The organism is Granulicella mallensis MP5ACTX8 (assembly GCF_000178955.2).
GTDB lineage: Bacteria > Acidobacteriota > Terriglobia > Terriglobales > Acidobacteriaceae > Granulicella > Granulicella mallensis.
On sequence record NC_016631.1, the window covers coordinates 3942388 to 3966639 of the forward strand.

Consider the following 24252-nt stretch of genomic DNA (forward strand, 5'->3'; position numbering starts at 1 on the left):
CCTTGCGCCGCGCGAGGGCAGCGCCCTTAGGAAGGCTTGGTTTCCTTATGCGCGTGCGCAGCACGCAAGATCTATGGGGAGGGCGTTGCGGGAAGGAACGGCTGTGCTGAGGTGGGAGCGGAGAACGCGACGCGATCGAAGCGCGGGAGGAGACATCCTCCCAATTCCTCCGAGGACAGCTCGTCCACAGGTTACGATGGTTGGTAAGTCAAGCAATAGCTGGAAGGTTGATACGTGGCAATCACCGAGAGAACAAGAAAGCTCTTATGGGGACCATCCGGCAATCTCTGCGCCTTCTGCCGTCGGGAATTGAAGATTGATGCCACCAATGAGGATGACGAATCTATCGTCGGGGACGAGTGTCACATTATTTCGGGGCAAACGAACGGGCCTCGGTATGACCCCAATTTTCCAGCGCATCTCATCGACGAGATAGACAATCTCATGCTGCTTTGTCGCGTCCACCACAAAATGGTGGATGGCCAACCCTTGACCTACACTGTCGAGGCTCTGCATCAAATGAAGGCCCGACATGAAGCATGGCATCGTTCGGTTGTCGCATCGGCAGTCGTGGTCTCGCTCGAAGACTATGAAGGTCGTAGCGCCATCACCGAACGAAAGACTTTCGTATCAAGAGAGATATTCTTCCTCGCAAAGACACCACGAACCCCCAGGGCATTATTTGACTTCTCCCGCACGCTCCTTGGTAGAGAGCCACAGGTCGAATTCCTAAATGCATTTTTTAGATCAACCGAGAAGTTGATCTGTCTCTTTGCGGGACGAGGCGGCAATGGTAAATCGAAACTTCTTCACGACTGGACCGCATGTCTCGCCAATCTTGAAATCGTCTTCCTGAAGGACGTACCCCAGTGGTACGCAGAATCATACAAAGAAATACCGCTGGGGCCAGTATTGATCGTTGTGGATGATGCGCATCGCGCGGATTCGATTCCCGAGGTCCTACAACTCTTAGCGAGCTTGCGTCCTTACCAAAACATCAAACTCGTTTTAGCTACACGGCCGGGAAGCATCCCCGAACTGGAACAACTTATCTACAGGGCCTTTAGCTCCGACGAAGTTGCCCGCATGAATGACCTGGAGGCTCTTACCTCCGAGGAGGCTGAATCACTCGCCAAAGAGGTGCTTGGCGACGCGCATAACGCCTTCGCAAAAGATTTGGCAGCCGTCTCGGATAACAATCCACTGGTTATTGTCGCTGGTGGCAACTTGATTGCTTCTCACCACATCAACCCAGCCGAGATAACTAATCTAGAAGATTTTCGTCAGACTGTTTTTTCTCGTTTCTACGACGAGTTGAAGTTGAGCGGGCCGGAGTTTGCGATAAATCCACCCCGTCGCCTGCTTCAGATAATCGCCGCGATTGGCCCCGTAAATGCCGAAGCAGAACACTTCCTCACGTCCGTGGAAGCATTCCTGAACTGCAACAGAAACGATATTCTCACCACCCTTGATCTCTTGGCGACCTATGGTGTGGTGACGCCGCGTAGCGAGCCTGTCCGAATCGTTCCGGATGTTCTCTCAGACTATGTTCTGGAATCAGCATGTGTTGGTCCGAGCAAAACCAATACGCGTTATGTCGATGCTGTATTCGCTGCATTCGGAGATCAGTTCTTTGGAAGGCTCATGCAAAACCTGTCTGAGCTTGACTGGAGACTCGACCGAGCAGGATACGGCTTAGACTTGCTCGATTCTGTATGGCAGAAAATTTTCTCCGAATTCCAAAGCGCAGAAATGCATTTACGGCGACATGTCATTGACGAACTCGCGCCTGCGGCTGGATACCAGCCGAACAAGATCTTGGAACTTGTGCACCTCGCGCGTGTCGCGCCAGTCGTTGAAGGTGACTTGGTTCGTAGCTTGCGTGTGGGTAGGGATTATCTACTCAAGGGTCTTCCGACACTGTTGGGAGCGACCGCTTACCATCCTGACTACAGATCGCAGTCTGTCGATGTGCTCTGGGAATTGGCCACTCATGAGCAAGACGACAATCGCTTGGATACCAGCGCTAAACATACTCTTGAGCGCCTCGCCTCTTATCAACTCTACAAATGGCCAGCATTCAACTTTGCAATGCTCTTGCAATGCGTGCGACTTTGTAAGCGCGACGACGCATTTGATCGGTCGTTCACACCGCTGGATATCCTAGACGAGATCCTGGAGCACGAGGGAGAGTTCACCGAATCTCGTGGAAATTCAGTTGCCTTTGGTGCCTTCGGCCTGAATTACACTGCGGTTGCCCCCGTCAGAGAGAACGCGTTGCAATTTCTCGAATCGCTTCTGTACTCCGAGTGTTGCGCTGTAGCCGTCAGGGCGATTCGGTCGCTTCAAAGGCTTCTCTACCGATTCCTAAATCGAATGGGCCGCGAGTCCACGCCTGAAGAACTCATCTGGCATGATGCCGAGAGGCAACGTGTGCTCGACATCTTTGAACGTCGGCTAACCGAACAACCGTTAAGTCTGCCTATTCAGCGCAATATCATTCATGCGTTTCTCTCCACGATAGCGGTGAACTGCGGCGAGGACGTTCGTGAACGTTCGCAGAGAAATCTCGACCAAGTCACTTGGAGTATTCAGCTCACCATCTTCGATGCAATATGCTCGCGTGATGGCGACTTCCCCATTATGAGTACAGAAGATCCCGCCGGATCGTGGACTCAACAATCCAACGCACAACTTTTGCGTGTCAATTCGGCACTCATGGAGAACTTCGCAACAGTAGAGCAGAGGGCAGCAAACCTTATCGCAAATGTTAAACAAGCCTTCGCCTGTAAGTTGGAACCACACGGGTTTGAGCGCATACTGAGCTTTTGCGCACAAGACGGAGCTCTGGCCTCTGCTTTGGTTGACTGCATATTGGCCGACGAACGACCGGAGAATATGCTGCAGCAATTAGGCAACGCTCTCTTTACATTGCACGCAACTCGACCGGAGGAATTTCGGCTTCGTGCATATCGAATGCTTGAGAGTGGGGCTCCATATCAAGTCTTGGCCGCCGCAAGTGCTCTCAGAGTTCATGCTGAGAGCGTCGTTGAAGATGACATATCTCTCATTGCGGCGTATCTTCAATTTCCGAATTCCGGAGTAAAGCAATGTGGCTTACGTGCAATCGCCTACTTGGGGAAAAAAGCCATACTTCAACCAGCTCTTCTGCGTGCCGTTCTGAATGTCAAAGTTGAGGGTGAAGCCCAGGTCGCCGCGGCCCTCACGGATTCGTTCGGTCCCTACGGAGTCTGGCTCGACCAACTCTCTGAGAGGGACGTGTCGGGCATTCTGGAGCAGCTCGCGCCGATTGAAGATCTCGATACGAACCAAGGACGCATTACGACATTTTTGAGCAAATTGGTGAAAGCATTTCCAGATCAAGTGTTGGATTTCTTGATGGCGCGGGTTAAAGTTGAGCAGCACCGTCGGGCCGAAGGCGATTGGAGCTATCGATCAATCAATTTCACTTATGGACATGTGTCATTCGGTTCTGTAAACCCAGAGACGAAGATACGTCTCATTGCGAGATCCTTAGAGTGGTATCTTCGGGCGGAGTCTCCGGCAAGCTCTTATCGCGAGTTATTCTGGAGCGTATTGGGCGGTCTGGACGAAGCAACTTTATCTGTAATATCAGACAAAGTCGATGAATCAGACCAAGAGACCCTTTCGAAGATACTGAAATTGATCCAATTTTCGCCGGGCAGATTAGCTTTTGGCGCTCCTGTCTTCGCCGCAACTGTCCTACGAAAATTGTCCGGGGAGAACAAGAAGAAAGCGATAGAAGCGTTCGTCGGAAACGCTCATCATTTGGGTTTCGGTGGTGCTGCTGGGCGCCCGGCGCAGATGATGGAGAACCATCAACGTGCGATTGGCGATGCCATTAGTAACTTACCGATGGATGATGAGCTTGCAGAGCTTCAGGCTGCGTTAGTACAGGGTCAGCCCACAACAGAGGACTTTCGTTCCATATTTGGATTGCAAGTTGACGAAGAGTAAGAGTTCGAGTCCTAAGGTATGCAGACGTGCATCGGCGACTTGCTCATTGACTATCGAAGAGGCTTACTTGTTGGTTGGTGATGGGTGTGGCATCGACGAGGATCGCTTTCATCTTGTCAGATGGGAGGATGCGGAGGAGGTGAACAGGCGATCTCTCGGCGGGTGCGAGATATTCGTCGTAGTCTCGTGGCTCGACAAACGTGGTCATCCGGTCATGAATCGGTGCCATTAACTCATTCGGCTCACACGTGAGCACAGCGAACGTTCGTTCCAATTGATCAGTCTTCGGATTCTTCCAGACGTTCCAAATGCCTGCCATCCCAAAGGGCTCCTGCCCTGGAATAACAAACTCGTACTTGGGTTTCTTGCTCGTGTTCACCTTTTGCCATTCAAAGACGGAATCGGCAGGAACGATGCAGCGCCGTTGCTTGAATGAATCTTGCCAGAATTTCGAGTGCTCGATTCCTTCCGAACGTGCCACGAAGAGTAGCCGATCTGGGAGTTTAAAGGCCCAACGCATCATCTCGATCTGACGTTCGCCATCTCGATTGACAGTAACCACCGGCTGCATCGATCCCGGCGCAATGTCATCCTCGGGGCCAAGATAAAGCTCTTCTAGACCAACGCTCGCGGCGAAGGCTTCCGCAATACGCTGTTTGTCGGATTTTCGCCGGTACCGGCCACACATGAGCCTAGTGTATGCCAGACAGCACGCTGACTCGAATTTAATAACATGCTTATTTGCATCAACTTATCTCCATAATGCACAAGCCATGATGCAAGCGAGATTTGACAGGGGCAGGCATAAATAGGCGAACATAAGGCGAACATTACTTCACTATGTCTTCAGCCTCCGCAATCCGTCTACAGATCGAAGCTGCCCTCAGTCACCGAATTCCGTCGGCGCTGACCCCGGCTCCGCGCATTCTGCGTCCGCAGGCAAACGTGGGTATCGCTTCGGTCGATGAACTCCTGGCCGGAGGCCTACCTCTCGGAGCCGTCACTGAGATGGTGGGCCCGGAGTGTTCGGGGAGAACTTCGTTCGCGCTTTCGTTTGTTAGTCGCATGACGCAGACGGGAAAGGTTTGCGCGTGGATTGATGTCTCAAATTCCCTGCACCCAGAGTCTGCGGCAGCAGTGGGCATGGACTTGTCCCGGCTGCTATGGGTACGTTGTGGAGTCCAAGCGAGTAACGCTCCTCCAACCCCGACAAACAGTTTTGCCTTGCCGGAGAAGTACCTCGTTCCGCCGCCTATCAAGAAAGGGCTGCACGGTGGCGGCTTCGGGCCGCACCCGCGTCACGAGGTCAAGGGACTGTCGGTAGCGGTCAGCGAATTTCTAAAACCTGAAGTAACAGCGCCACGCTGCGCGGAGCCACAACGCAGAGTGAGATCAGAGCGCGAGGTCTTCGAGCCGAACGTGTTCGAACCTCCAGTCCGCAAGAAGCCCTCAATAGTTCCCGGCAAGCCCTGGGCGCGAATCGAACAAGCGCTGCACGTAATGGATCTGTTGTTGCAAGGCGGAGGCTTCAGTTGCCTCGTACTCGATCTGGGCAGCACCGCTCCCGAATACGCGCTACGAATACCTCTGGCAACATGGTTTCGCTATCGCGCGGCTGCGGAGCGAAGCCAGGCAAGCATTCTGCTGTTGACGCAACACGCCTGCGCAAAGAGCAGCGCAGCTCTAGTACTGCGCCTCCAACCGGGCAGCTCCCTCCGTGAAGAGACAACGGTGTTTACCGGAGTCGAGTACTGCGTGGAAGTCGCACGCGAACGGTTTCTCGCGACATCAAGCAACGTCATTCCATTGCGAAAGCCGCCACAGAGAGCGACGGAGGCCCGATGGCGGGGCCGCACCACATGGGCAGGCCGAAGATGACGAAACCTGCGGAGTTGTATGCCTGTGTGTACGCAAAGGAGCTTCCCGCGCAGGCGATGTTGCGACTGCGCCCGAATCTGCAACAGACACCGTGCGTCGTAATGGACGGCGAGCCGCCGTTGCAGTATGTGTGTTCCCGCAATGCGAGGGCCCATATCCTCGGCGTCTCTCATGGCATGACGCCGGTGGAGATCGACACGTTTCTCTCGATCACGGTGCTCTTGCGTTCACGTGCGGAGGAAGCGGCTGCCAAGGCCGCTATCCTCGAATGCGCCGGAACTTTCTCGCCACGTGTCGAAGACCGAAGTAACGATCACACATTTCTATGCATAGTCGATATAGCGGGAACCGAAACACTTTTCGGCCCTTCGATGGTGCTGGCGAAGAATCTGCGGGAACGTCTCAAGATGTTGGGCATTACCGCCTCCATTGCTGTCAGCCGCAACACTCATGCCGCCGTCTGTCTTGCGCGTGGACGATCCTCGCGAGCAGATGTGTCTGTTATCGCAGCGGGAGAAGAGGGCGTGGCCCTGGCCTCGCTCCCGCTCGCAGTTCTCGATCTCTCGGAAGGACACGCAGAGACGTTCTCGCTTTGGGGCATCCACACCCTCGGTATGCTGGCGAATTTACCGGAGAAAGCGTTGATTGCCCGCATGGGGCAGGAGGGCAAACGGCTGCACCAGTTAGCACGCGGAGAGATGCCACACCTGTTTCTTCCGCTAGAGTCCAAGTTTGCGCTCGAAGAGCGCATGGAACTCGATACGCCGGTAGAAGTGCTCGATTCTCTGCTCTTCGCGGTGGGCGTGATGCTGGAACAACTCATTGTGCGGGCAACAGGGCGCATTCTCGCACTGGCCTCCGTCACGGTCACTTTATCTTTGGAGGGCGGAGCCGTGCATACACGCACGGTACGGCCTGCATTGCCTACGAACGAACGGCAACTCTGGATCAAACTGATTCATCTCGATCTCGAAGCCCATCCGCCACAAGCTGCAATCTTGTCACTCACACTCACGGCAGAGCCAGGCAACACGAGTAAGGTGCAACTTGGTCTATTCTCCCCGCAGCTTCCAGAACCCGCACGGCTCGATGTCACGCTCGCCCGCATTCGCGCCATCGTTGGCGAGGATGGCGTGGGGCGTGCGGTTCTGAAGGACACGCATCGGATGGATAGGTTCAGCTTGGAACCGTTCACGGTCCCGGCGGGGACAGGCTCGGAAGCGATTTCAACGCCGGAGCGTGTCGCGTTGCGTCAGCTCCGTCCCGCTGAATCGTTGACCGTGACATTCCAAGAGAACCGACCGAGTGCATTTTTCTTTCGCGAAAAGCGCTACGACATAGAACACTCTTATGGTCCCTGGTTGACGAGCGGAGAGTGGTGGGGTTCGACAACATGGCAGCTTCAACAATGGGATCTGGTGGCACGTTCTCAGGATCACTCGTTGCTCTGCTGTCGCGTCGTCTATGACCGGCTGCAAGGCTGCTGGCAGATGGTTGCGCTCTATGACTGACCGTTATGTGGAGCTGCACGTTGCGAGCGCCTTCAGTTTTCTCGAAGGCGCATCTCAGCCGGAAGAGCTGATGAAACGGGCGGCGGAGCTTGAGATGCCAGCAATGGCGATACTCGACCGCAATGGCGTCTATGGCGCGGCTCGTTTCCACACGAGCGGGAACCGGAATGGAGTCCGCGCCCATATCGGAGCGGAGATTGCAGTATCGAGCTTCGGAACACGATGGATGCCGCCCGCATGGTTGCCAAACCAATTCGTGGCGGAGCCGCCGCGCCTACCGCTGCTCTGCGAGTCGCAGGCCGGCTATCAAAACCTCTGCCAGCTCATCACCCAGTTCAAGATGCGGGAGAAGTCGAAGCTAGAAGGTTCAGCGACATGGGAAGATCTCCATCAATACGCTGCTGGGCTGGTCTGCCTTACGGGTGGTGAGGAAGGCCCCTTGGCTGCGGCGCTGGCCGAGGGTGGCGAGGAGGCTGGGCGAAAGGCAGTAGAACGACTGGTGCGAATCTACGGCCCCAACAATGTCTATGTCGAAGTACAACGTCACTATGAGCGTGAGGAGGAGTGGCGCAATCAGGCGGCGATTCGCATAGCCTGTTCCCTGCGACTTCCAGTCCTCGCAACCAATGGCGTACGTTACGCAAAAGCCTATGAGCGTGAGGTACTGGATCTGTTCACTGCGGTACGTCATCACACCGAACTCGATCAGGCAGGACGGCTTCTCGCTCTCAACAGTCAACGTCATCTTCGACGCGCGTCTGAGATGGCAAGACTCTTCCACGATGTGCCGAATGCAACAGAGAACTCCATAGAACTCTCTGCACGACTGAAATTTGAACTAGACGATCTCGGCTATGCATTTCCGAAGTATCCAGTTCCTGAGGACGAAAGCATGGACAGCTTTCTACGGAAGCGTGTCGCCGAAGGTATCGTGCGGAGATATGGGCCAAAGAATGATCGCGCCTTGCTGGAGAGAGCTAAGAAACAGGTAGAGCATGAACTCGATCTCATCGCACGACTGGGCTTTGCCGGGTATTTTTTGATTGTTTGGGATATCGTCCAATTTTGCAAGGGCCGCGACATTCTGATTCAGGGACGTGGCAGCGCTGCAAATTCGGCGGTCTGCTATGCGCTCGAGATTACGGTAATTGATCCGGTCGGTATGGAACTTCTCTTCGAGCGCTTCCTATCGGAGAACCGAGGAGAGTGGCCGGACATCGACCTCGATCTGCCCTCCGAAGGCCAACGCGAGCAGGCCATTCAATATGTCTACCAGCGTTATGGGGAATTGGGCGCGGCCATGACCGCCAATGTCATTACCTATCGCGGTAAGTCGTCGGCACGAGAGGTTGGCAAGGCGCTCGGCTTCGATCAGGAATCTCTCGGCCGATTGTCGAGCCTCGTGAGCCAGTGGGAGTGGCGCGGGAAAAACGATACGATCGCTCACTCGTTTCAGCATGCGGGCTTTGACATCAAGCATCCCCGTATCGCGAAGTACTTGGAACTCTGTATGAGGATTCAAGACCTCCCGCGTCATTTAGGGCAACACTCGGGCGGTATGGTGATCTGCCAGGGACAGTTGAACTCCGTCGTCCCTTTGGAGCGGGCCTCAATGCCGGGCCGTACCGTCGTCCAATGGGACAAAGAAGATTGTGCCGACTTAGGCATCATCAAAGTGGATCTGCTTGGCCTGGGCATGATGGCTGTTCTCCATGACTGCCTGAAACTCATCCCGCAGCACTATGGCGAAGCCGTGGATCTAGCCCAACTGCCCGAAGATGAAGAGGTATATCGAGTGTTGCAGCAGGCCGATACCGTGGGCATGTTTCAGATTGAAAGCCGCGCTCAGATGGCTTCCCTGCCTCGGAACTATCCAACACGGTTTTACGATTTGGTCGTCCAGGTAGCGATTATCAGGCCCGGACCTATCGTGGGCAAAATGATGCACCCCTATATGCGGCGGCGACAGAAACGCGAACCCGTAACGTATCCTCATCCGTCGCTCGAACCTGTGTTAAAGCGCACGCTTGGCGTGCCCTTGTTTCAAGAGCAACTGCTTCGCATCGCCATGACGGTTGCCAATTTCACCGGAGCCGAAGCCGAAGAGCTACGCCGCGCAGTGGGGATGCGCCGCTCGTGGGAGAGAATGAAGAATCTGGAGGTAAACCTCCGGGCAGGCATGGCAGCCAATGGCATCGACCTCAAGACGCAAGACACCATTGTTGAGAACATCAGCTCATTTGCCTTGTACGGCTTCCCTGAATCGCACGCAGCCAGTTTCGCGATGATCGCCTATGCCTCCGCCTATTTGAAGGTCCGCTACCTTGCCGCCTTTACTTGCGCCATTTTGAATAATCAACCGATGGGATTTTACGCACCTGCCGTTCTCGTAAAGGATGCGCAACGGCACGGTCTACGTATATTGCCGATTGATGTACAGATATCAGACTGGCCCTGCACAATTGAAGAGGAGCGGGATGGCTCTTTATCTCTTCGGATGGGACTCGGCTATGCGAAGGGGCTAAGCAAGCAGTCTGCGGAAATGCTGGTGAAATCTCGGGATCAGGATGGCCCCTTTCGATCAGCGGAAGATCTTGCGCTGCGCGTTCCTATTTTGAACCGCAAAGGACTGATGTTGCTGGCACGCATCGGTGCGCTGAACAAGATCGACGCCATTGAGCATCGCCGCGACGCGCTTTGGCAGGTGGATCGTGCTGGCAAATTAGAAGGTCCATTGCTGCGCCAAAACAACGAATGGCTGCAGGAGGATTCACGGACATTGCCGCTTCAGCAGATGACAACGGAGGAGCGCCTGGTTTCTGACTATGCGGGAACTGGGCTTACCGTGGGAAGACATCCCATGTATTACCGCCGAGCAGCATTGCAGAGCCAACGTATTCTATCTGCTCAGGAATTGAAGGTTTATAAGGACGGGGAGTTTGTACGAACCGCCGGATGCGTGATCGCACGACAGCGCCCCGGCACGGCGAAGGGATTTATCTTCCTCTCTATGGAGGATGAGACCGGGATCGCCAACGTGATTGTTACGCCCGATCTCTATGAGCATGACCGTCTTGTTGTTACTCGTAGCAAATTTCTATTGGTGGAAGGCGTACTTCAAAACCAGGACGGTGTAATTCACGTCAAGGCTATCCGCCTAACAGCTCTTTCTGATCATGCTCTTCAAGTGCAGTCGCATGATTTCCATTAACGCCTTTTGAAATTTTCTGCCGCGAGCAAAATCGTGAAGCTATTTGTCCCTCGTGTACTGGCAACTCCTGAGCGAATTCAGGGGAACTCGAAGGTCGTCCAGATTTGGGATCAGAACCTCGAAGCTGGGCCTCAGTATTTCATCATGAAGTGTTACGCCGATGGAGAGCTAGACGCACTGTTCAACTACGCCTATTGGACTCATCCTGGCGAGTAGCTCACGGTGAAACGGTGCAAGACAGTCTTGAACTGTTGAGCGTAATTTGAGGCGCTCCATTCAGATGATGCTGGCATCTCTGCAGGCGATAAGGAACGGCCTCTTCAAGAAGCCAGCGTCGTTGTAAGGAAGGCGCTCGGCCGCTCTGAGTTCGATTGCTAAAAGCTTATCCCTAGAAACACCAATATTCTCCCAGTCCTCGCCAATTCGTTGTAACCAAGCCTTCCCATCATTTTGAGCGCAGAGCTTTGCCTTGTAGCGTTCTTCAATGCCGAAGACATCTTTCCATGCTTCAACTTCTTCTTCGTGTCCTAGTGAGGTGAATGTGAGTTCAATATCCTCTCTCCTCAGCTCTGACACGTCTTTAGTCTTGAGCGCCACCGCGATAGTAATTCTAGGGTCTTCCGCTGAGTAGCTGTAGAAGGCCTTTCGCCGACCTCCGGCCTTCTTGGTAATAGGATCAAGGTGCTTGATCGGATCGCCTCCCAGCTTGTAGCTTGAATTGCATTGAGGGCACATGGGGGCGAGATTGCGAGGGTTTACAGAATTGAAGGGGTAGATCCCTTTGGGAAGAAAGTGGTCATATGGATCTCGTGTTGTATAGTTCAACCCCCTAATGTCGATATATCCGCAATAAGGGCACTTTTCTTCCGTATTCACCTTAATGAACTCGATGTAGCGCTCCTCGATGCTTCCGATTCGCGACGTGACCGCTTTGAGTTTGATCACCTGAGCGAAGAGGCTCTTGCAGAAGCTCTTCAATTTCTTTTCCAATTCGGTATTCAATGCGCGAATGTCAGCGTAGGTTCCAGGGGTCTTCCCTGGATCATTGGCACAGAGAGCCTCAATGTCGTTGTTGTTGTCACACCAGATGGCCACCTGCCCGCGCTGGGTTTCTGTGAGTTGCGTTCTAAACAACCCGTAAATCTCCTGGATAGGCCCATAAAGAGGGTCCGTTGTGATTGATTCATCATTGGAAATGTCCTCAACGATAATCTTCAGCTCAGGGTGAAGTAAATCGAGCGAAAAGTCTCCACTCGCCTTGCACCAGACCTCCTTCACGAGGTGTTCCACGTACTCCTGGAATCGCGCACTACTATGGTTGACATACCGGTATGTAAAGAGCATGGCGCTATTCGGCTTCCTTTTTATCGAATGCCTGATTGATGAAGAGCACCTTCTCCACCGAGTCGCCGAGTTCTTTGCCCGCTTCAGCGATCAGTGCGTCGGGGCTCTCATCGCCTTGAAGACGCTGACGGAGCTCTTTAAGCTTGTCGAGAGCATAGTCGCCTATCGTTTCCCTCCGACCGAACACTCTGATCGTGATTGCGTTTGCGGATGCTCCAAAGGTATTGAACTTTGCAAAGTCCCAGTCGACTTTGCCATCCGGGCGCTTCTCAAAAACAAGAACATTATCTTGTCTGCAATCAGAAATGATGAACGGGGAGTGAGAGGTAAGCAGCACTTCTCGCATCACGTTCTTCGTCGCCGAATCGGCTTCGAGGGCTGCCCTTAGTGTGGATATATAGGAAGCGCGCCAGTCGGGGTTTAAGTGGGTTTCGGGCTCGTCCAACAGAAAGAGCGCAGACTCATGACGGAAGAGAAGGCAGAGTCCTATGGTGTGGAGGAGCTGGTGCTCTCCGTCAGACAACGCCTTGATGTAAATTGTCTGGGGGATACCTTCTTTGATAAGCGAGCCTTCTTTAAAACGCATGATCCGTTCATGAGAGGCGGGCGTCGAAATTGTCTCATTGACGTATAGGCTACCTGACTTATAAAGCTCAGCTTTGGTCTCGATGTCCACCTTGTACTGATTCAGCATAAGCAATGTCTGAAACGACTGAAACAGATTCAGCGCAGACTTGGCACTCGATAGCTCGTCTGAGTCTTCCACCCTCTCACTGAAGTGGAATTGAAAAGCTTTCTTTGTTGCCTCGTTAACCCAATAGTCGAGGTAGAGATCGCCTCCTTCACCGTTCGAAGAGTCATTTTCGCTGTCGTAGAAGGCCGTAGAGCATCTAATCAGCTTGTCAATCAACCCAAACTGCAGTGCGTCTTTATCGTTGTAGTAGCCAGACAATTTCGAGGTTAATTCGACCGTGGTCTTCGACTTATCCTTTTTCTCTTCGAGCGACATGGAGCTCAGCCGTTCCTCAGCAATTGGCAGACGGTGGAATTTGCGAATGATAATGCGGAACCGTTGAATCCCCTTGAGTCCCATCTCTTTCTCGAACACTCGAAGGATTGCATCGTTAGGGAAAAGAAAATGGCAAATCAGGATGGCTTGACTGAACTGCTCATCCAAGTAAATCAGTCGGCCTTCCGGCTTGCCGTCATACGGAACATCTTTGACCAGGTGGTCGCAGTATTCATCAAACTGGACGAACCGCATTTTGAAGAAGGGCAGGCTGAGCACTTCATTGTGCCCAGAAGAGTAGCCGAGCACGTAGGTGGGGAGGTACGCCTTGACCTCTGTGCGGGTCAACTCGGTTTCTGTTACCTCTCCTGTGCTAATGAGCTTATTCAGCCAGTGGATTACAGGTCGTTCCCCTTCCTGCTTCGTAATTCTAATGTGGAAGACGGGCCAATCATCTTCCTTCGGCCAAGGATCACGCGGAACAATCCTGTTGTTTGGGATAAGGTATTCCAACTCGAATGCGTCCGGTGTGGCGCTCTCTGCTCGAAATCCTTCGGAGCTCGATTCGGGGTCGAACTCAAAGCCGTCCGGCCGGTAGTCGAGGTAGATGCACTCGATATGGTAGAAAATGGCCGCGAGGGCTTCGAGTACGTTAGATTTCCCGCTCCCGTTGCGGCCTGCAAGGCAGTAGGGATGAAACCCAAAGCAACGGTCTTCGTTCCACGCCCATTCGCGGAGAAAATTGATTTCGAAGCCTGCGGAGAGGCTCCGGAAATCGACACCGAGTTTGAGACGAAGAAGTTTCATGGGCGTGGATAGAAGACGATTTCTTTTCGTTCCATGTCGAACCGCTGCTCAACGGTTCCCGCTTCGATATACTCGAAAACTTTGGCCTTCACGTCTTCGTAGTTAGCGTCTCTCATGTCATAGTTCACTGCTTCCCAAATTTCGTTAAAACTGAAGGGAGGAGTCAGAACTTGACTGAGAATGCGGTATTTGAAGAAATCTTCAGACCATGAGATGGAATCACCGGGACCGTAATCGATTCTGTCCTCGAGTTCCAGCATCTGTGCTTCGATTTCTGGCGGCGCAACGAAGCTACCTGGACGCTTAAATCTTCCCTCAGCCGTTGGACGCTCTGGGACAGAGGTGGGTCCTGGTGATTCGACTTCATTGGCAAGTGTGCTACGGTTCAAATTCAACTCGCCGCGAAATGCGCGTTGTTGGATAGAAGCGAAAAGATAGTCCACCTCGGGCGATTGGGCAAGCACCAATTCCTTCAGTGCGAGAATTCGAGAGAGCGTTTGGGAGAACTCACGTTGAAGACCGATTGGAGGAAGTGGAACATTTAGTGTCCTGAGCCGTCCCATACTAATCCGTGCTCTCGTTTCACCCAGGACAAGGCTATGTGCAAGTGCGAGCGTACCTGGCATATTCAGAAGCCAGCAAATGAATTCAGGCAGCGCTACGCCTTTTTTTGCACGGATCTGTACGCAATCGGCCTTATTGAGAGACTCAGGTATCGTGCTGGGCACGATGGCGGCTCTCAGGTTGGGTTCTCCCAGAGTTCCTACTATTACATCGCCAGGCGCACAATGATGTTTTGGAAGATTTGCATAGTGTTGAGGAGAGATATATGCGATCCCAGAATTCTTTAGACTCCCAATACCGATATCCTGGAGCCTCCAAACACGGATGCCGTTGTCCCTATAGTGCTCGGTCTTAAGATTCGAACCGAACGGACCATCAGAAAACTTCACCGCCAGCTCCGACAACGGCACGATCGGCCAGTTCTTCGAATTGGATACTGGATCGCCAAATATGTTGAGAAAGCATGACCGGAGAAGCGTTTCAGCGAGTTGAAGGGATTCTTGGCGTTGGTGGCGGAGTGCATCTGCCATATCCAGCAACGCCGCAATCTTCTTTTGCTCGTCGCTGGAAGGGAGTAGCAGTTCCTTTTCATAGGCATCGTTGCGGTTAAGTCCTGGGACAGCAGCGTGCTTGTTGAGAGCATCTAGATCAAGCATCTGAAGCATGAAAAACAGCCATCTCAAGTTGACTGAGGTGCAACTTTGGTCTACATAATAGGTGGTATCAATCGGACAGCATGACATGCTTGAATACTGCAGTGCCCCAGCAGATCCTTTTCGACCAATGATGATGGTTGGCCCATTCGTGATTGGTTCATGATGCCAGCCAACAATCCCGTTTGATCCATACACAGGAAAATTTCCTCCCTGACGGTGTTTTTCTGGGAGGCTTCGACCATACTTGAATTCGCAAAAGGTTCCCAACTGCTTCATGGCTATCTTGATCCTTGGGATTGCATTATCGTTTCCTATATGGCTTGATGGCACGAGAGAGAATTGGGTCATCCCAAAATCCCTTCAAGTTCGGCGATGCCCTGCTGAATCTTGTCTTCAAGCGTTTTGAGCTTCTGGAGAATCACCTTGGGCTCTTCGTATTCGGTTTCGTCGTGATCGGCCTCATGGTAACGGTTGAAGGAAAGATCGTATTGCTTGTCACGAATTTCTTGTACGGGAACGAAGAAGCATTTCGCCTTGCGGTCACCGGGGTGCAGAGGATTTCGAGCCTTCCACTGCGCCACCACATCGGGTAAGTCGCTCTCAGAAATGCGCTGGCGCTTGTCATCGAGCGAGAGACCGTCTTTATCAATGCGATAGAACCAGGTGTGCTTGGTCTTACCCCCGCGCGTGAAGACAAGAATGGCGGTCGCCACTCCGGCGTACGGTTTGAAGACACCACTGGGCAGTGAGATGACGGCCTTTAACTCAGCATCTTCCACGAGTTTCTTGCGAGCCTCTACAAATGCGCCGCCGGAGCCGAAGAGAACGCCCTGCGGGATGATAATTCCGGCGGTACCACCGGTCTTGAGCAGGGTGAAGATACGCTCGGTGAATAGCAACTCTGTCTTAGTAGTGTTGAGTTGAAGGCTTTCATTGATATCGCCCTTATCGATGCTTCCTGTAAAGGGCGGATTGGCCATGACAATGTCGTATTCTTCTTCCTCGGTAAACTTCTTGCTGAGGGTGTCCTGGTAGTCGACGTTGGGATTGTCGATGCCGTGCATCATGAGATTCATGAGTGCAAGCCTGACCATGGTTGTATCGAAGTCATACCCATAGAGACTCTGCTCAAGGATGTCCTTATTGTCCTGAGTGAGCATTCCGCTTACACTGCTGCGGACAAAGCCATCTTCATCCGGAGTAAGCGCCTGGCGTTTTTTCTTCTTTTTGGCGAGTTGGGTAATGATGTACTGATACGCGTCCAGCAAAAAGCCAGCCGTACCGCAAGCTGGATCACAAATCCGGTGGCCTAGCTGCGGGTTCACCAACTCGCTGACGAGCTTGATGATGTGGCGTGGAGTACGAAACTGGCCGTTTTTTCCAGCCGTGCTGATTTCGTTGAGCAACATCTCATAGACATCGCCCTGAATGTCCTGAAAAAGATGCCCGTCTTCGCGCGCTTCCCGTTCGATCTCAGCAAAGATGTCTTCAATAGTTGCGATAGCGCCCTGGAGGAGATTGGCGCTAGGAATCAGGAAGACAGCATTCGCCATATGGTGCGTAAAAGAGCTGCCTTTTCCGTTGAGTCCTTTAATGAATGGGAAGACTTTTTGCTGCACATGGGGCAGCATGAGTTCCGCCTTCATCTCCTTAAAGTAGCTCCAACGCAGAGTGGCCTTATCAATGGGTTCTTTTTTGGCGGTATCGTGCGGCAGATAGAACTTACCCTTGAAGCGAGAAGTGAAATGGTCACCTGTAAACTCGGCATCCTTTTCGCGTTTGAGGTCGAGTTCATCGAGTTGCTTCATGAAAAGCAGGTATGTGATCTGCTCGATGGCGGAAAGTGGATTGGAGATTCCGCCCGCCCAGAAGCGGTCCCAGAGGGCGCGAATAAGCGAAAGAAGTTTGGCGTTGAGTTGGAGCATATTAAGCAGCAAGCCTTTCAGTCAGAGCAAGGATCTCGTTGATTTCCGCCGGAGAAAATACGCCACGAATTCCGCTAGGGTGAATGATGGTGAAAGGAGCCTGGATCAGGTCGCGTTTCTCGACACCTCCACGATGAATTAGATAGTCACGCAGAAGATTGAGGAACTGTAGCTGATGGCTTGTAAGTGTCGGGTGCTCGGCAATGAACTGGTCGATCGAGCGTGAAACTGTGTCTGGAAAACTTTCCAGGATTTCGATCCCCAAAATGTGGCGGATGAATTTGAGAAACGGTGCCGATTGATGTTGGTAGACCCGGCGCAAGAGCTGAAGCGTAATGTGCGGATGCTCGTCCTGGAGCTGCGCAGCGAGAGTTTCGGCATCCATTTCGTCAACAGGCTCACCATCACGAATTTTCTGGAGAATAGGATTGCTTGCGGTAAGCTCTTTCACTCTCTGCTCTACTAGCTGCCGATATTGCGCAATACTGAGTGACTCATGCTCAGGACCGAACTCGACGAATTCCTTAGCGGCAAGCACATCAGCAAAGTTGAATTTGGCTGGACCGTCGCCGACGCCACGGCCATCGCGGAAATGCATGAGAGGAGAGAGCTGCTCGGCGAGGTGATCGAAGCTTTGGTCGGTCATAGTGGCCCAATAGTGATTGGTTTGGGCTTTCTGAATGATGCCACCTTGTTGCGCAACGATATTCACGGAAAGTGGAAGTTCGCTGACCTGTGCCATGAGGCTTTCCGTGAGTGCGGCATACTTCTCCTTCTCGCCCTTCATATGAGCCAGGGAAGCCTCCAAGACCTCCTTCGTAAATCGCATAGCCTTGAAATCTTCTTGCGAAATGACGCGGAAAAGCGGCTGAATGGCATGGCGCAGGAAGGCAAGATGTTCTGCAGTAAGCGGCTGCCAAAAGTCTTCCTTCTGACACCGTGCTAGCCGCGCTTGTGCCTCCATGATCGCCACCGACCGCGTTGGAAGAGCAGCAATCTGAGTACGGAGAGAGGAAATTTCCTTTTCCGCAATACTGGCGTAACCGAGAGTTTGTGCCGCTTCGATCTTGTCAATACGAACGCCGACAAAGCGCACGGGGAGCGGAATCTGCGACTTGAGTTCCTTGCCCTTTGGCGTGATCTTAAAGTATTCGAAGTTGTCCCAGCAGTCGATGACCTGGAAAACATTCTTCTCAGGACACCAGGACTTGATTTTCTCCGATTCCAGCAAACGAGTACCACGTCCGATCATCTGCCAGAACTTTGTGTAACTGTAAACCGGCTTGGCGAACACGAGATTAACGATTTCCCGAACGTCGATGCCGGTATCCAGCATGTCCACGCTGATGGCAACGCGGGGCATATCGTTGCGAGTAAATTGATCAAGCAAACCGCCCCTGCCATAAACGCGGGGATCATCAGAAACCATCACCTTGGCCAACTCGCCTTTGTATTCGGGGTAGAGGGAGTCGAAGATAGTTTCGATTCTCCGAGCGTGTTTCATCGACATACAAAAGAAGATAGTTTTACCGGGAAGTACGCCATTCGGGTCCTTGATGGATTCCTCCATGAATTCCCTCACGATAAGAGCATTCGTGGCGTGATTAGTAACTGTCTTCTCTAGATCACTACCTTCGAAATTGATATCTTCGATTTCCTTGCCTTCAAGGATAAGTTGCTTTTGGTCTTCAAGACTGATGGTGCGCTTGCTGATGCCTTCATCTTGGAACCTCGTCTTTATCTTGAGGACGCGAAAATCACAGAGGTAAGGCGGAACGTGTGCGATTGCCTCATCGTAAGAGTAGGCGAAGGTCGGTAGTCCGTCCTCGCACTCGAAAAGGGTGAAGGTATTATGATCTACGACATCGCGAGGCGTGGCAGTCAGACCGAGTTTGATGGCGTTGAAATAGTCAAGCACCTCTCCATAGGTGTTGTAGATGGAACGGTGGCTTTCATCGATAACAATAAGGTCGAAAAAATGCGGTGAAAGTGTGCCGGTTTCGTCGCGAACAATGTTGAGCATTGTCGGATACGTAGCGACGTAGATCCGGCGATCTGTGGCGATGGCCTTTTCACCGAGATTGGGCCAACGAGGTTCATCAGGAATATGCTCTTTGAATGCGTCGAGAGCTTGTCCACGTAGTGCAATGCGGTCCACTAGAAACAGTATTCGCTGCACGCGTCCTGCCCGCATAAGAGCGTCAATCAAGGCAATACAAGTACGGGTTTTGCCAGTGCCGGTCGCCATGACCAAAAGAAACAGACGGCGATTCCTTTCGATACCCTCCATGACCGATCGAATAGCCTGGAGCTGGAAATCACGTCCCGCGATTGCCGTGTTGATCAGCTCAGTAGAGAGAGCTTTCTTGTGCTTCCGTATGAAGAGAAGGCGCTCCAGGTCTTGTCGCGTGGGGAAACCATGAACTTTTTGAGGTGGGGCCTCGCCTAGATTCCAGAAGAAAATTTCGTGACCATTCGTGTAAAAGCAGAAGGGCAACTCCCCATCGTGATTCGCCTGGATGTTCTGGCAATACTGTTTTGCTTGTTCGCGTCCGAGTTCTGCACTCTTAGACGATTGCTTGGCTTCGACAACGGCCACAGGCTTCCCGTTTTTTCCGAGGAGAACGTAATCGCTAAACTCTCTGGAGCCGGACTGGTCCAATCTCTTATCTAGAGCTAGCTCTGTCGCGTTGTCGTCGTTATTGGGTGGCGGCAAAAAATACTCTTCGATTACCTGCGTCGGATCAGACACACGCCACCCAGCCTCCTTGAGACGGAGGTCAATGATTTCCTTTCGTGTTGCAGACTCACTTGGCATCTCTTCCTATTTTGAGGGAAATCTAAGAGAAGAACTGCTAATCGAGCATTGCGGTCCTGTTCCGCGAGGGCGCGGCGTATTCTGCGTCTATACGGTCCAACTTTTGTCTTGGCATTTCGCTCTCAAGGCCATTCTAGCGGTTCCGTGTGCTAGCTCGCGGATGCTCTCAAGACTCCACCATAGCAGCCTCGCGAAACTGATTGCGCACCGCCTCAACAATGGCGCACGAAAGCAGCCGCCAGCGGCTGCTACCTTCGCAACGCATGCAAAACGAGGGCCGCAGCGACCCTCGAACGCTTCGAAAAACGCCAGGATGGTTCCGTCCTGGCTAGGCTGGTGGGAGTTGTGGTGCGGGCGGGGGGACTTGAACCCCCACGACCGGTTAAGGTCTGCGGATTTTCATACCACTTCGGCTTTCGCCGCCCCGCCGAACGGGTTCGTGGTCTGGACTATCCCTTCACCATCCCTCCTCGCGGAGGGTTAAGGTGCTGCCCGTCTAGTCTCTACACCTTCCCGAAAACATCCAGGCTTGGCTCGGGATTGCCATTCAAGGTTTCCCCGACTTTGAGCAGTTCTGCTCCGCCGGTTTCCCTGGCGGGCACTCAATATCCTTAAGTCCGCTGTGTCTGCCGATTTCACCACGCCCGCGTGGAATGTGCTGACCCAACTTCATCATACAAGCACCCCTGAACGAATTACAGTCCGTCGTTCTGACTCCGGGGTTGGGGAGAACTCGCTTTTTTCGATGTGGCGTTCTTCTTTGCCTTTGGTCGCATGATATTGATTGCGGATGCATCGAGCCGGGTCTTGAGATGTGAAGCGTAATATTTCTCAATCATCTCGACGCTGGTTCGACAGTTCTTGGCAATTTGATAAATGTCTGCTCCCTCAAGCAAGCGCAGGCAGATATACGTGTGACGCAAGCTGTAGGCCGTACGAGGTCGCCCATCACGGTCGACAAGAAGATTTTCCTCCTTAAGGATGGCGTTAAAGAGCTGGCGCTGCCATTTCGGAAAGAGAAGATCCACCGGTACCGGTGAATGCCAATCTCCGTTTGCCATGGTCGCCGTACGGCTCCCTTTTCTGCCCGGACCTCCGTCCGGGCGTAACCGCCCCTTGAGTCTCTTGAAAGGCTGCACCGCGCCAGATGTGCTTTTGCAATAGCCGACGCCGCGCTTGCCCCTCACCTCGATCTCAAGGATAGTCTGTCCGCTTCCCTCGTCATCGACGACCGTGACATCGCGGAACTGAAGACGCCGCGCTTCATCGGGCCGCAGGCCCGTATTGGCTGAGAACAGCACGTAGTCGTGAAGTTGCTCGCATTCCCAACGGAAGCGGGGCTGCTTCGGTGCGCTCGCGCGCTTTCTTGTCGCCTCGTAGAGAGTCTTATATTCCTCTGGAGAAAACCATGCACGATGTGAGATTTTTGGAGACGAACGATACGGCTCAGACAGGTCGGGCAGGTGATCGATCCATCCATGACGCATGGCCGTCTTGAAAATCTGCCTCAAGGTGACGATCTCTTGATGCATAGTGTTGCGCGCTGGCGGCTTGCCGCGCATCGCCTTACATTCTTCGAGCCTATGAATGCGGTACTCGTTTATCTTGCCTGAGGTGATTTCGGGAAGAGCCATCTTCCCGAAGAACGGGATCAAGTGGCCATTTGTACGTGCGTGTTGTCCGCGAGCATACGTCGGACTGCGTTGTCCCTGCGTGATGATGTCGAACTCTCGGAGGTACAACTTCGCGGCTTCTTGAAACATCTTCCCGCTCTTCAACTCGCCGTCGCGAAGTTTACCTCGAAGCTGCAAGTACCAGTCTTCCGCGAACTCCTTCGCCTTTGAGAGACTCTCCTCCTTCGTTGTTGTGCGACGGTTTCTGCCAGCTAGATAGCTGGAGCATTGCCAGCACGGGCTATTTGGACGTTTGTAAACATGGACCTTGCCACCGAGTATCGTGTAGCTCTCCGCCATTCGCGTTCGCCTCCCGTCTTAGCCACATTTTAGGGCAAAATGTGTAAGAGTTGTGCAAGCGATTTACGAACAGAAAAATATCGATATCTATTTTATTTTCTTATACTTGATAGCCATCCTGAACGACATGCAAACGATTTTAAGTCCGCTGTGTCTGCCGATTTCACCATCCGGGCGCGCTTTAAAGATTCGCCTTCTTATCGTATCGCAGGCAGACCCACCTTATGGCTTCCCTGAGTAAACGGCGCGATACAACTCGCGATTACGCAGAATTCCCTGCACATACTCGCGCGTCTCGGTATACGGAATCGACTCCACCCACTCCGGAATATCCTTGTAGTCGTTCGTCGCAATCCACTGCCGCACCGGCAGGTCGCCCGCGTTGTACGCGGCCAGTGCATATTCGATCTGCCCGCTATAGCGGTCGATCGACTTCTTCAGGTCGATCGTTCCCAGTCGAAGATTGATGGAAGGGTTCAACAGGTCGGACGTCGTAAGATGACGATTGCCTGTCTGCTTCGCCAGCGATTTTCCAACCGACGGCAGCAGCTGCATCAGACCATACGCATTGGCCTTGCTCACCGCACCGGGGTTGAACTCCGACTCCTGACGAATCAAGGACGCCACAAGATAAGGATCGAGTCCGTTGATCTGCGCGTTGCTCGAAAGCTCCTGCCAGTAGGGCCGCGGGAACACCAGCTGCCAGTAGACCATCGGCACCTCCGCAACAGGCAGCGAGAAGAACGGCAGGCCGCTGCGCTTCATCGCCTGCAGCGCGCGCGTGTTCTCTCCAAAGCTCTCGTAGATCTCCGCCTCAGCCAGCGCGCCCCACTGCGAAGAGGTCTCGCTCAACTGAATCTCCGGACGGATGTACTCATTCAGCGCGGCGTTTGCCAGCAGACGCGCCTTGATGAGATGCGGATCGTTCTCCGGCAGCGAGTCCGTCAGCTCCGGATCGTTCACAGGCCGCACAGAGGCCAGCGCCGCTGCTGGTTCCGGCGTCGTGCGATTCCCCAGCACGGCGATTCTCTGCCGTGCCAACATCGCATAGTAGCTGTTCACATAAGACGCATCGAGCGTCTTGTAATAGTTGATCGCCTGCCCGAAGTTGCCCTCGACATCCTCATACATGCGGCCGCGCCAGTAGAGCGCGCCTGGGATCTCCGTGCCGGCAGGATAGTTCGTAATCTGCTCATCCATCAGCCGCGCGGCGTCGCCATAATGCCGCAGGCGATAGCTCAGCCAGGCAGCGCGCCAATGCGCGTTCGGCGCATACGTGCTGCGCGGAAAGTGCTGGCCCAGCAGCGTGTACTCTGCAATCGCATGTGCCGAATCGCGCTTGAGCAAGTACATGTTGCCGCCCGAGTACAGCGCCTCTTCGAGCCAGCGGCTCTGCGGATACTGTGACAGCATCTGCTGCACCAGGCGGTCGTGCTCGTCGGTCCTGCCCTCGTTGCGGGCCAGCTCCGACTGCAGATACATCTTCAGTGCGGCACTGTCATCGCCCGTCACCGGCAGATGATCTACATCTCCACGGCTCAGCTTCTTCAGCCGCAGGTCGCAGACGGCAGCATAGATCTCCAGGGCATCACGGTCAGCGCTCGAGAGTTCGCTGTCATTCTTCTGCAGCGCACGATACTCCTCCTGAGCAATGTCATAGTGCTTGGCATTGAACATCGCATCGGCGTGCTGCTTGCGCTCCGCCGCGGTCAGCGGCACATTCATCGCTGCCAACTGAGTCTTCGCCTCCGCGGCCTCGTTGCTCAAGGGATCGCGGGTATAGAGCCCGCGATAGAGGGCCGCCGCCTGCTGAGTGTTGCCGCTGGCCTGATAGGCCTTGGCCAGCGTGAAGCGGAAGTCTACGTGGCTTCCAGCCGGCTCGGACTGCAGCGGCAGCAGGACCCGCAGCGCACTGGCCGGATCGTTGTTCCCAAGGTAAGCGTTCGCCAGCAGGATGGGCGCGGTAGGCACAAACAGGCTCCCCGGGTGCCGCTCCGCAAAGTGATCCAGCAACGCATAGGCATCGCTCGCCCGGTTTCCCTGCACCGCTGCCTGGGCTCCGAGGTAGTCGGCATAATCATCCAGCGACTGACCGCGCTGCCCTGCCTGCCGGAACGCGCTCTCCGCCTCCGCATAGCGGTGGTCCAACATATAGGCGTGTCCTACCGAAAGGTCCGCCGCCGCGCCGGCCTCCCCCGAGTGCGACGACGCATAGCCCAGCACGCCGTTGTAGGCCGCCGCGCTGCGTGTCGCGATGAGCTGCTGCGCCATGGGCCGAAGCTGCGCGGACGCCGTAAAGGCCAGCGTAAGCCGCCGGCTCTCCGCCGTGGGCGCCACTTCAACCCTCATGCGTGCGTGGTGGCCCTTTGAAACCACAACTTCGCGATTTCTGCCACGCGCGTTCTTCCCCCTGGCTCCCTTTGCCGATGCCTTGCGGCTCGTTCCCCGGCCCGCCTGCGAAGCGTGCGAAGTCGTTTTAGATCTGTGAGTTGCAACCGAACCCGAAGCCTTTTTCTTATGTTTGCCGGATGTTTGCGCTGAGACAACACTCGTATTT

The 24252-nt window shown here is 53.7% G+C and carries 12 protein-coding genes; 4 read left to right on the forward strand and 8 right to left on the reverse strand.

What is annotated here, in order from left to right:
- The first annotated feature begins 234 nt into the window (after nt 1-234).
- On the forward strand, nt 235-3999 hold the full coding sequence (locus tag ACIX8_RS24680) for a hypothetical protein (protein WP_014266343.1): 3765 nt from the start codon (nt 235-237) through the stop codon (nt 3997-3999).
- A gap of 43 nt (nt 4000-4042) precedes the next feature.
- Here ACIX8_RS24680 and ACIX8_RS15685 read toward each other — a convergent pair whose 3' ends face one another.
- Entirely contained in the window at nt 4043-4687 is a 645-nt protein-coding gene (locus ACIX8_RS15685) for an SOS response-associated peptidase (RefSeq protein WP_014266344.1), read from the reverse strand.
- A 152-nt stretch (nt 4688-4839) separates the two neighbouring features.
- Between ACIX8_RS15685 and ACIX8_RS15690 the strand changes: the two genes are divergently transcribed.
- From ACIX8_RS15690 to ACIX8_RS15700, 3 genes are read left to right on the forward strand one after another with little or no spacing between them, the layout of a single operon-like run.
- Nucleotides 4840-5877 carry a P-loop NTPase family protein gene (locus ACIX8_RS15690; protein WP_014266345.1) on the forward strand — a complete coding sequence of 346 codons (1038 nt, stop codon included), beginning with the start codon at nt 4840-4842 and terminating at the stop codon, nt 5875-5877.
- Nucleotides 5841-7388, forward strand: a complete 1548-nt coding sequence (locus ACIX8_RS15695) for a DNA polymerase Y family protein (protein WP_223295353.1) — start codon at nt 5841-5843, stop codon at nt 7386-7388. Before ACIX8_RS15690 ends, ACIX8_RS15695 begins: the two co-directional genes overlap by 37 nt.
- The gene (locus ACIX8_RS15700) at nt 7381-10599 is read left to right on the forward strand and encodes a DNA polymerase III subunit alpha (RefSeq protein WP_014266347.1); all 3219 of its coding nucleotides are present in this window, start codon (nt 7381-7383) and stop codon (nt 10597-10599) included. Before ACIX8_RS15695 ends, ACIX8_RS15700 begins: the two co-directional genes overlap by 8 nt.
- 276 nt (nt 10600-10875) lie before the next feature.
- On the opposite strand, the gene ACIX8_RS15710 is transcribed toward ACIX8_RS15700, so the two are convergent.
- The 7 genes from ACIX8_RS15710 to ACIX8_RS15740 form a co-directional block, all read right to left on the reverse strand.
- Complete coding sequence (locus ACIX8_RS15710) at nt 10876-11889, reverse strand: hypothetical protein (protein WP_223295354.1); 1014 nt, start codon at nt 11887-11889, stop codon at nt 10876-10878.
- Nucleotides 11890-11947: 58 nt separating this feature from the next.
- Nucleotides 11948-13759 carry a restriction system-associated AAA family ATPase gene (locus ACIX8_RS15715; RefSeq protein ID WP_014266350.1) on the reverse strand — a complete coding sequence of 604 codons (1812 nt, stop codon included), beginning with the start codon at nt 13757-13759 and terminating at the stop codon, nt 11948-11950.
- Nucleotides 13756-15255 (reverse strand): restriction endonuclease subunit S, encoded by a 1500-nt coding sequence (locus ACIX8_RS15720; protein ID WP_014266351.1) that lies wholly within the window; start codon nt 15253-15255, stop codon nt 13756-13758. The genes ACIX8_RS15715 and ACIX8_RS15720 overlap by 4 nt, the downstream gene beginning before the upstream one ends.
- Nucleotides 15256-15323: 68 nt before the next feature.
- Nucleotides 15324-16904 (reverse strand): type I restriction-modification system subunit M, encoded by a 1581-nt coding sequence (locus ACIX8_RS15725; protein ID WP_014266352.1) that lies wholly within the window; start codon nt 16902-16904, stop codon nt 15324-15326.
- Between the two features lies 1 nt (nt 16905).
- Nucleotides 16906-19722: a type I restriction endonuclease subunit R gene (locus ACIX8_RS15730; RefSeq protein ID WP_014266353.1), complete on the reverse strand. Its 2817-nt coding sequence runs from the start codon at nt 19720-19722 to the stop codon at nt 16906-16908.
- Nucleotides 19723-20417: 695 nt separating this feature from the next.
- On the reverse strand, nt 20418-21695 hold the full coding sequence (locus ACIX8_RS15735; RefSeq protein WP_014266354.1) for a tyrosine-type recombinase/integrase: 1278 nt from the start codon (nt 21693-21695) through the stop codon (nt 20418-20420).
- A 222-nt stretch (nt 21696-21917) separates the two neighbouring features.
- Complete coding sequence (locus ACIX8_RS15740; RefSeq protein ID WP_223295355.1) at nt 21918-24032, reverse strand: transglycosylase SLT domain-containing protein; 2115 nt, start codon at nt 24030-24032, stop codon at nt 21918-21920.
- Nucleotides 24033-24252: the final 220 nt, after the last annotated feature.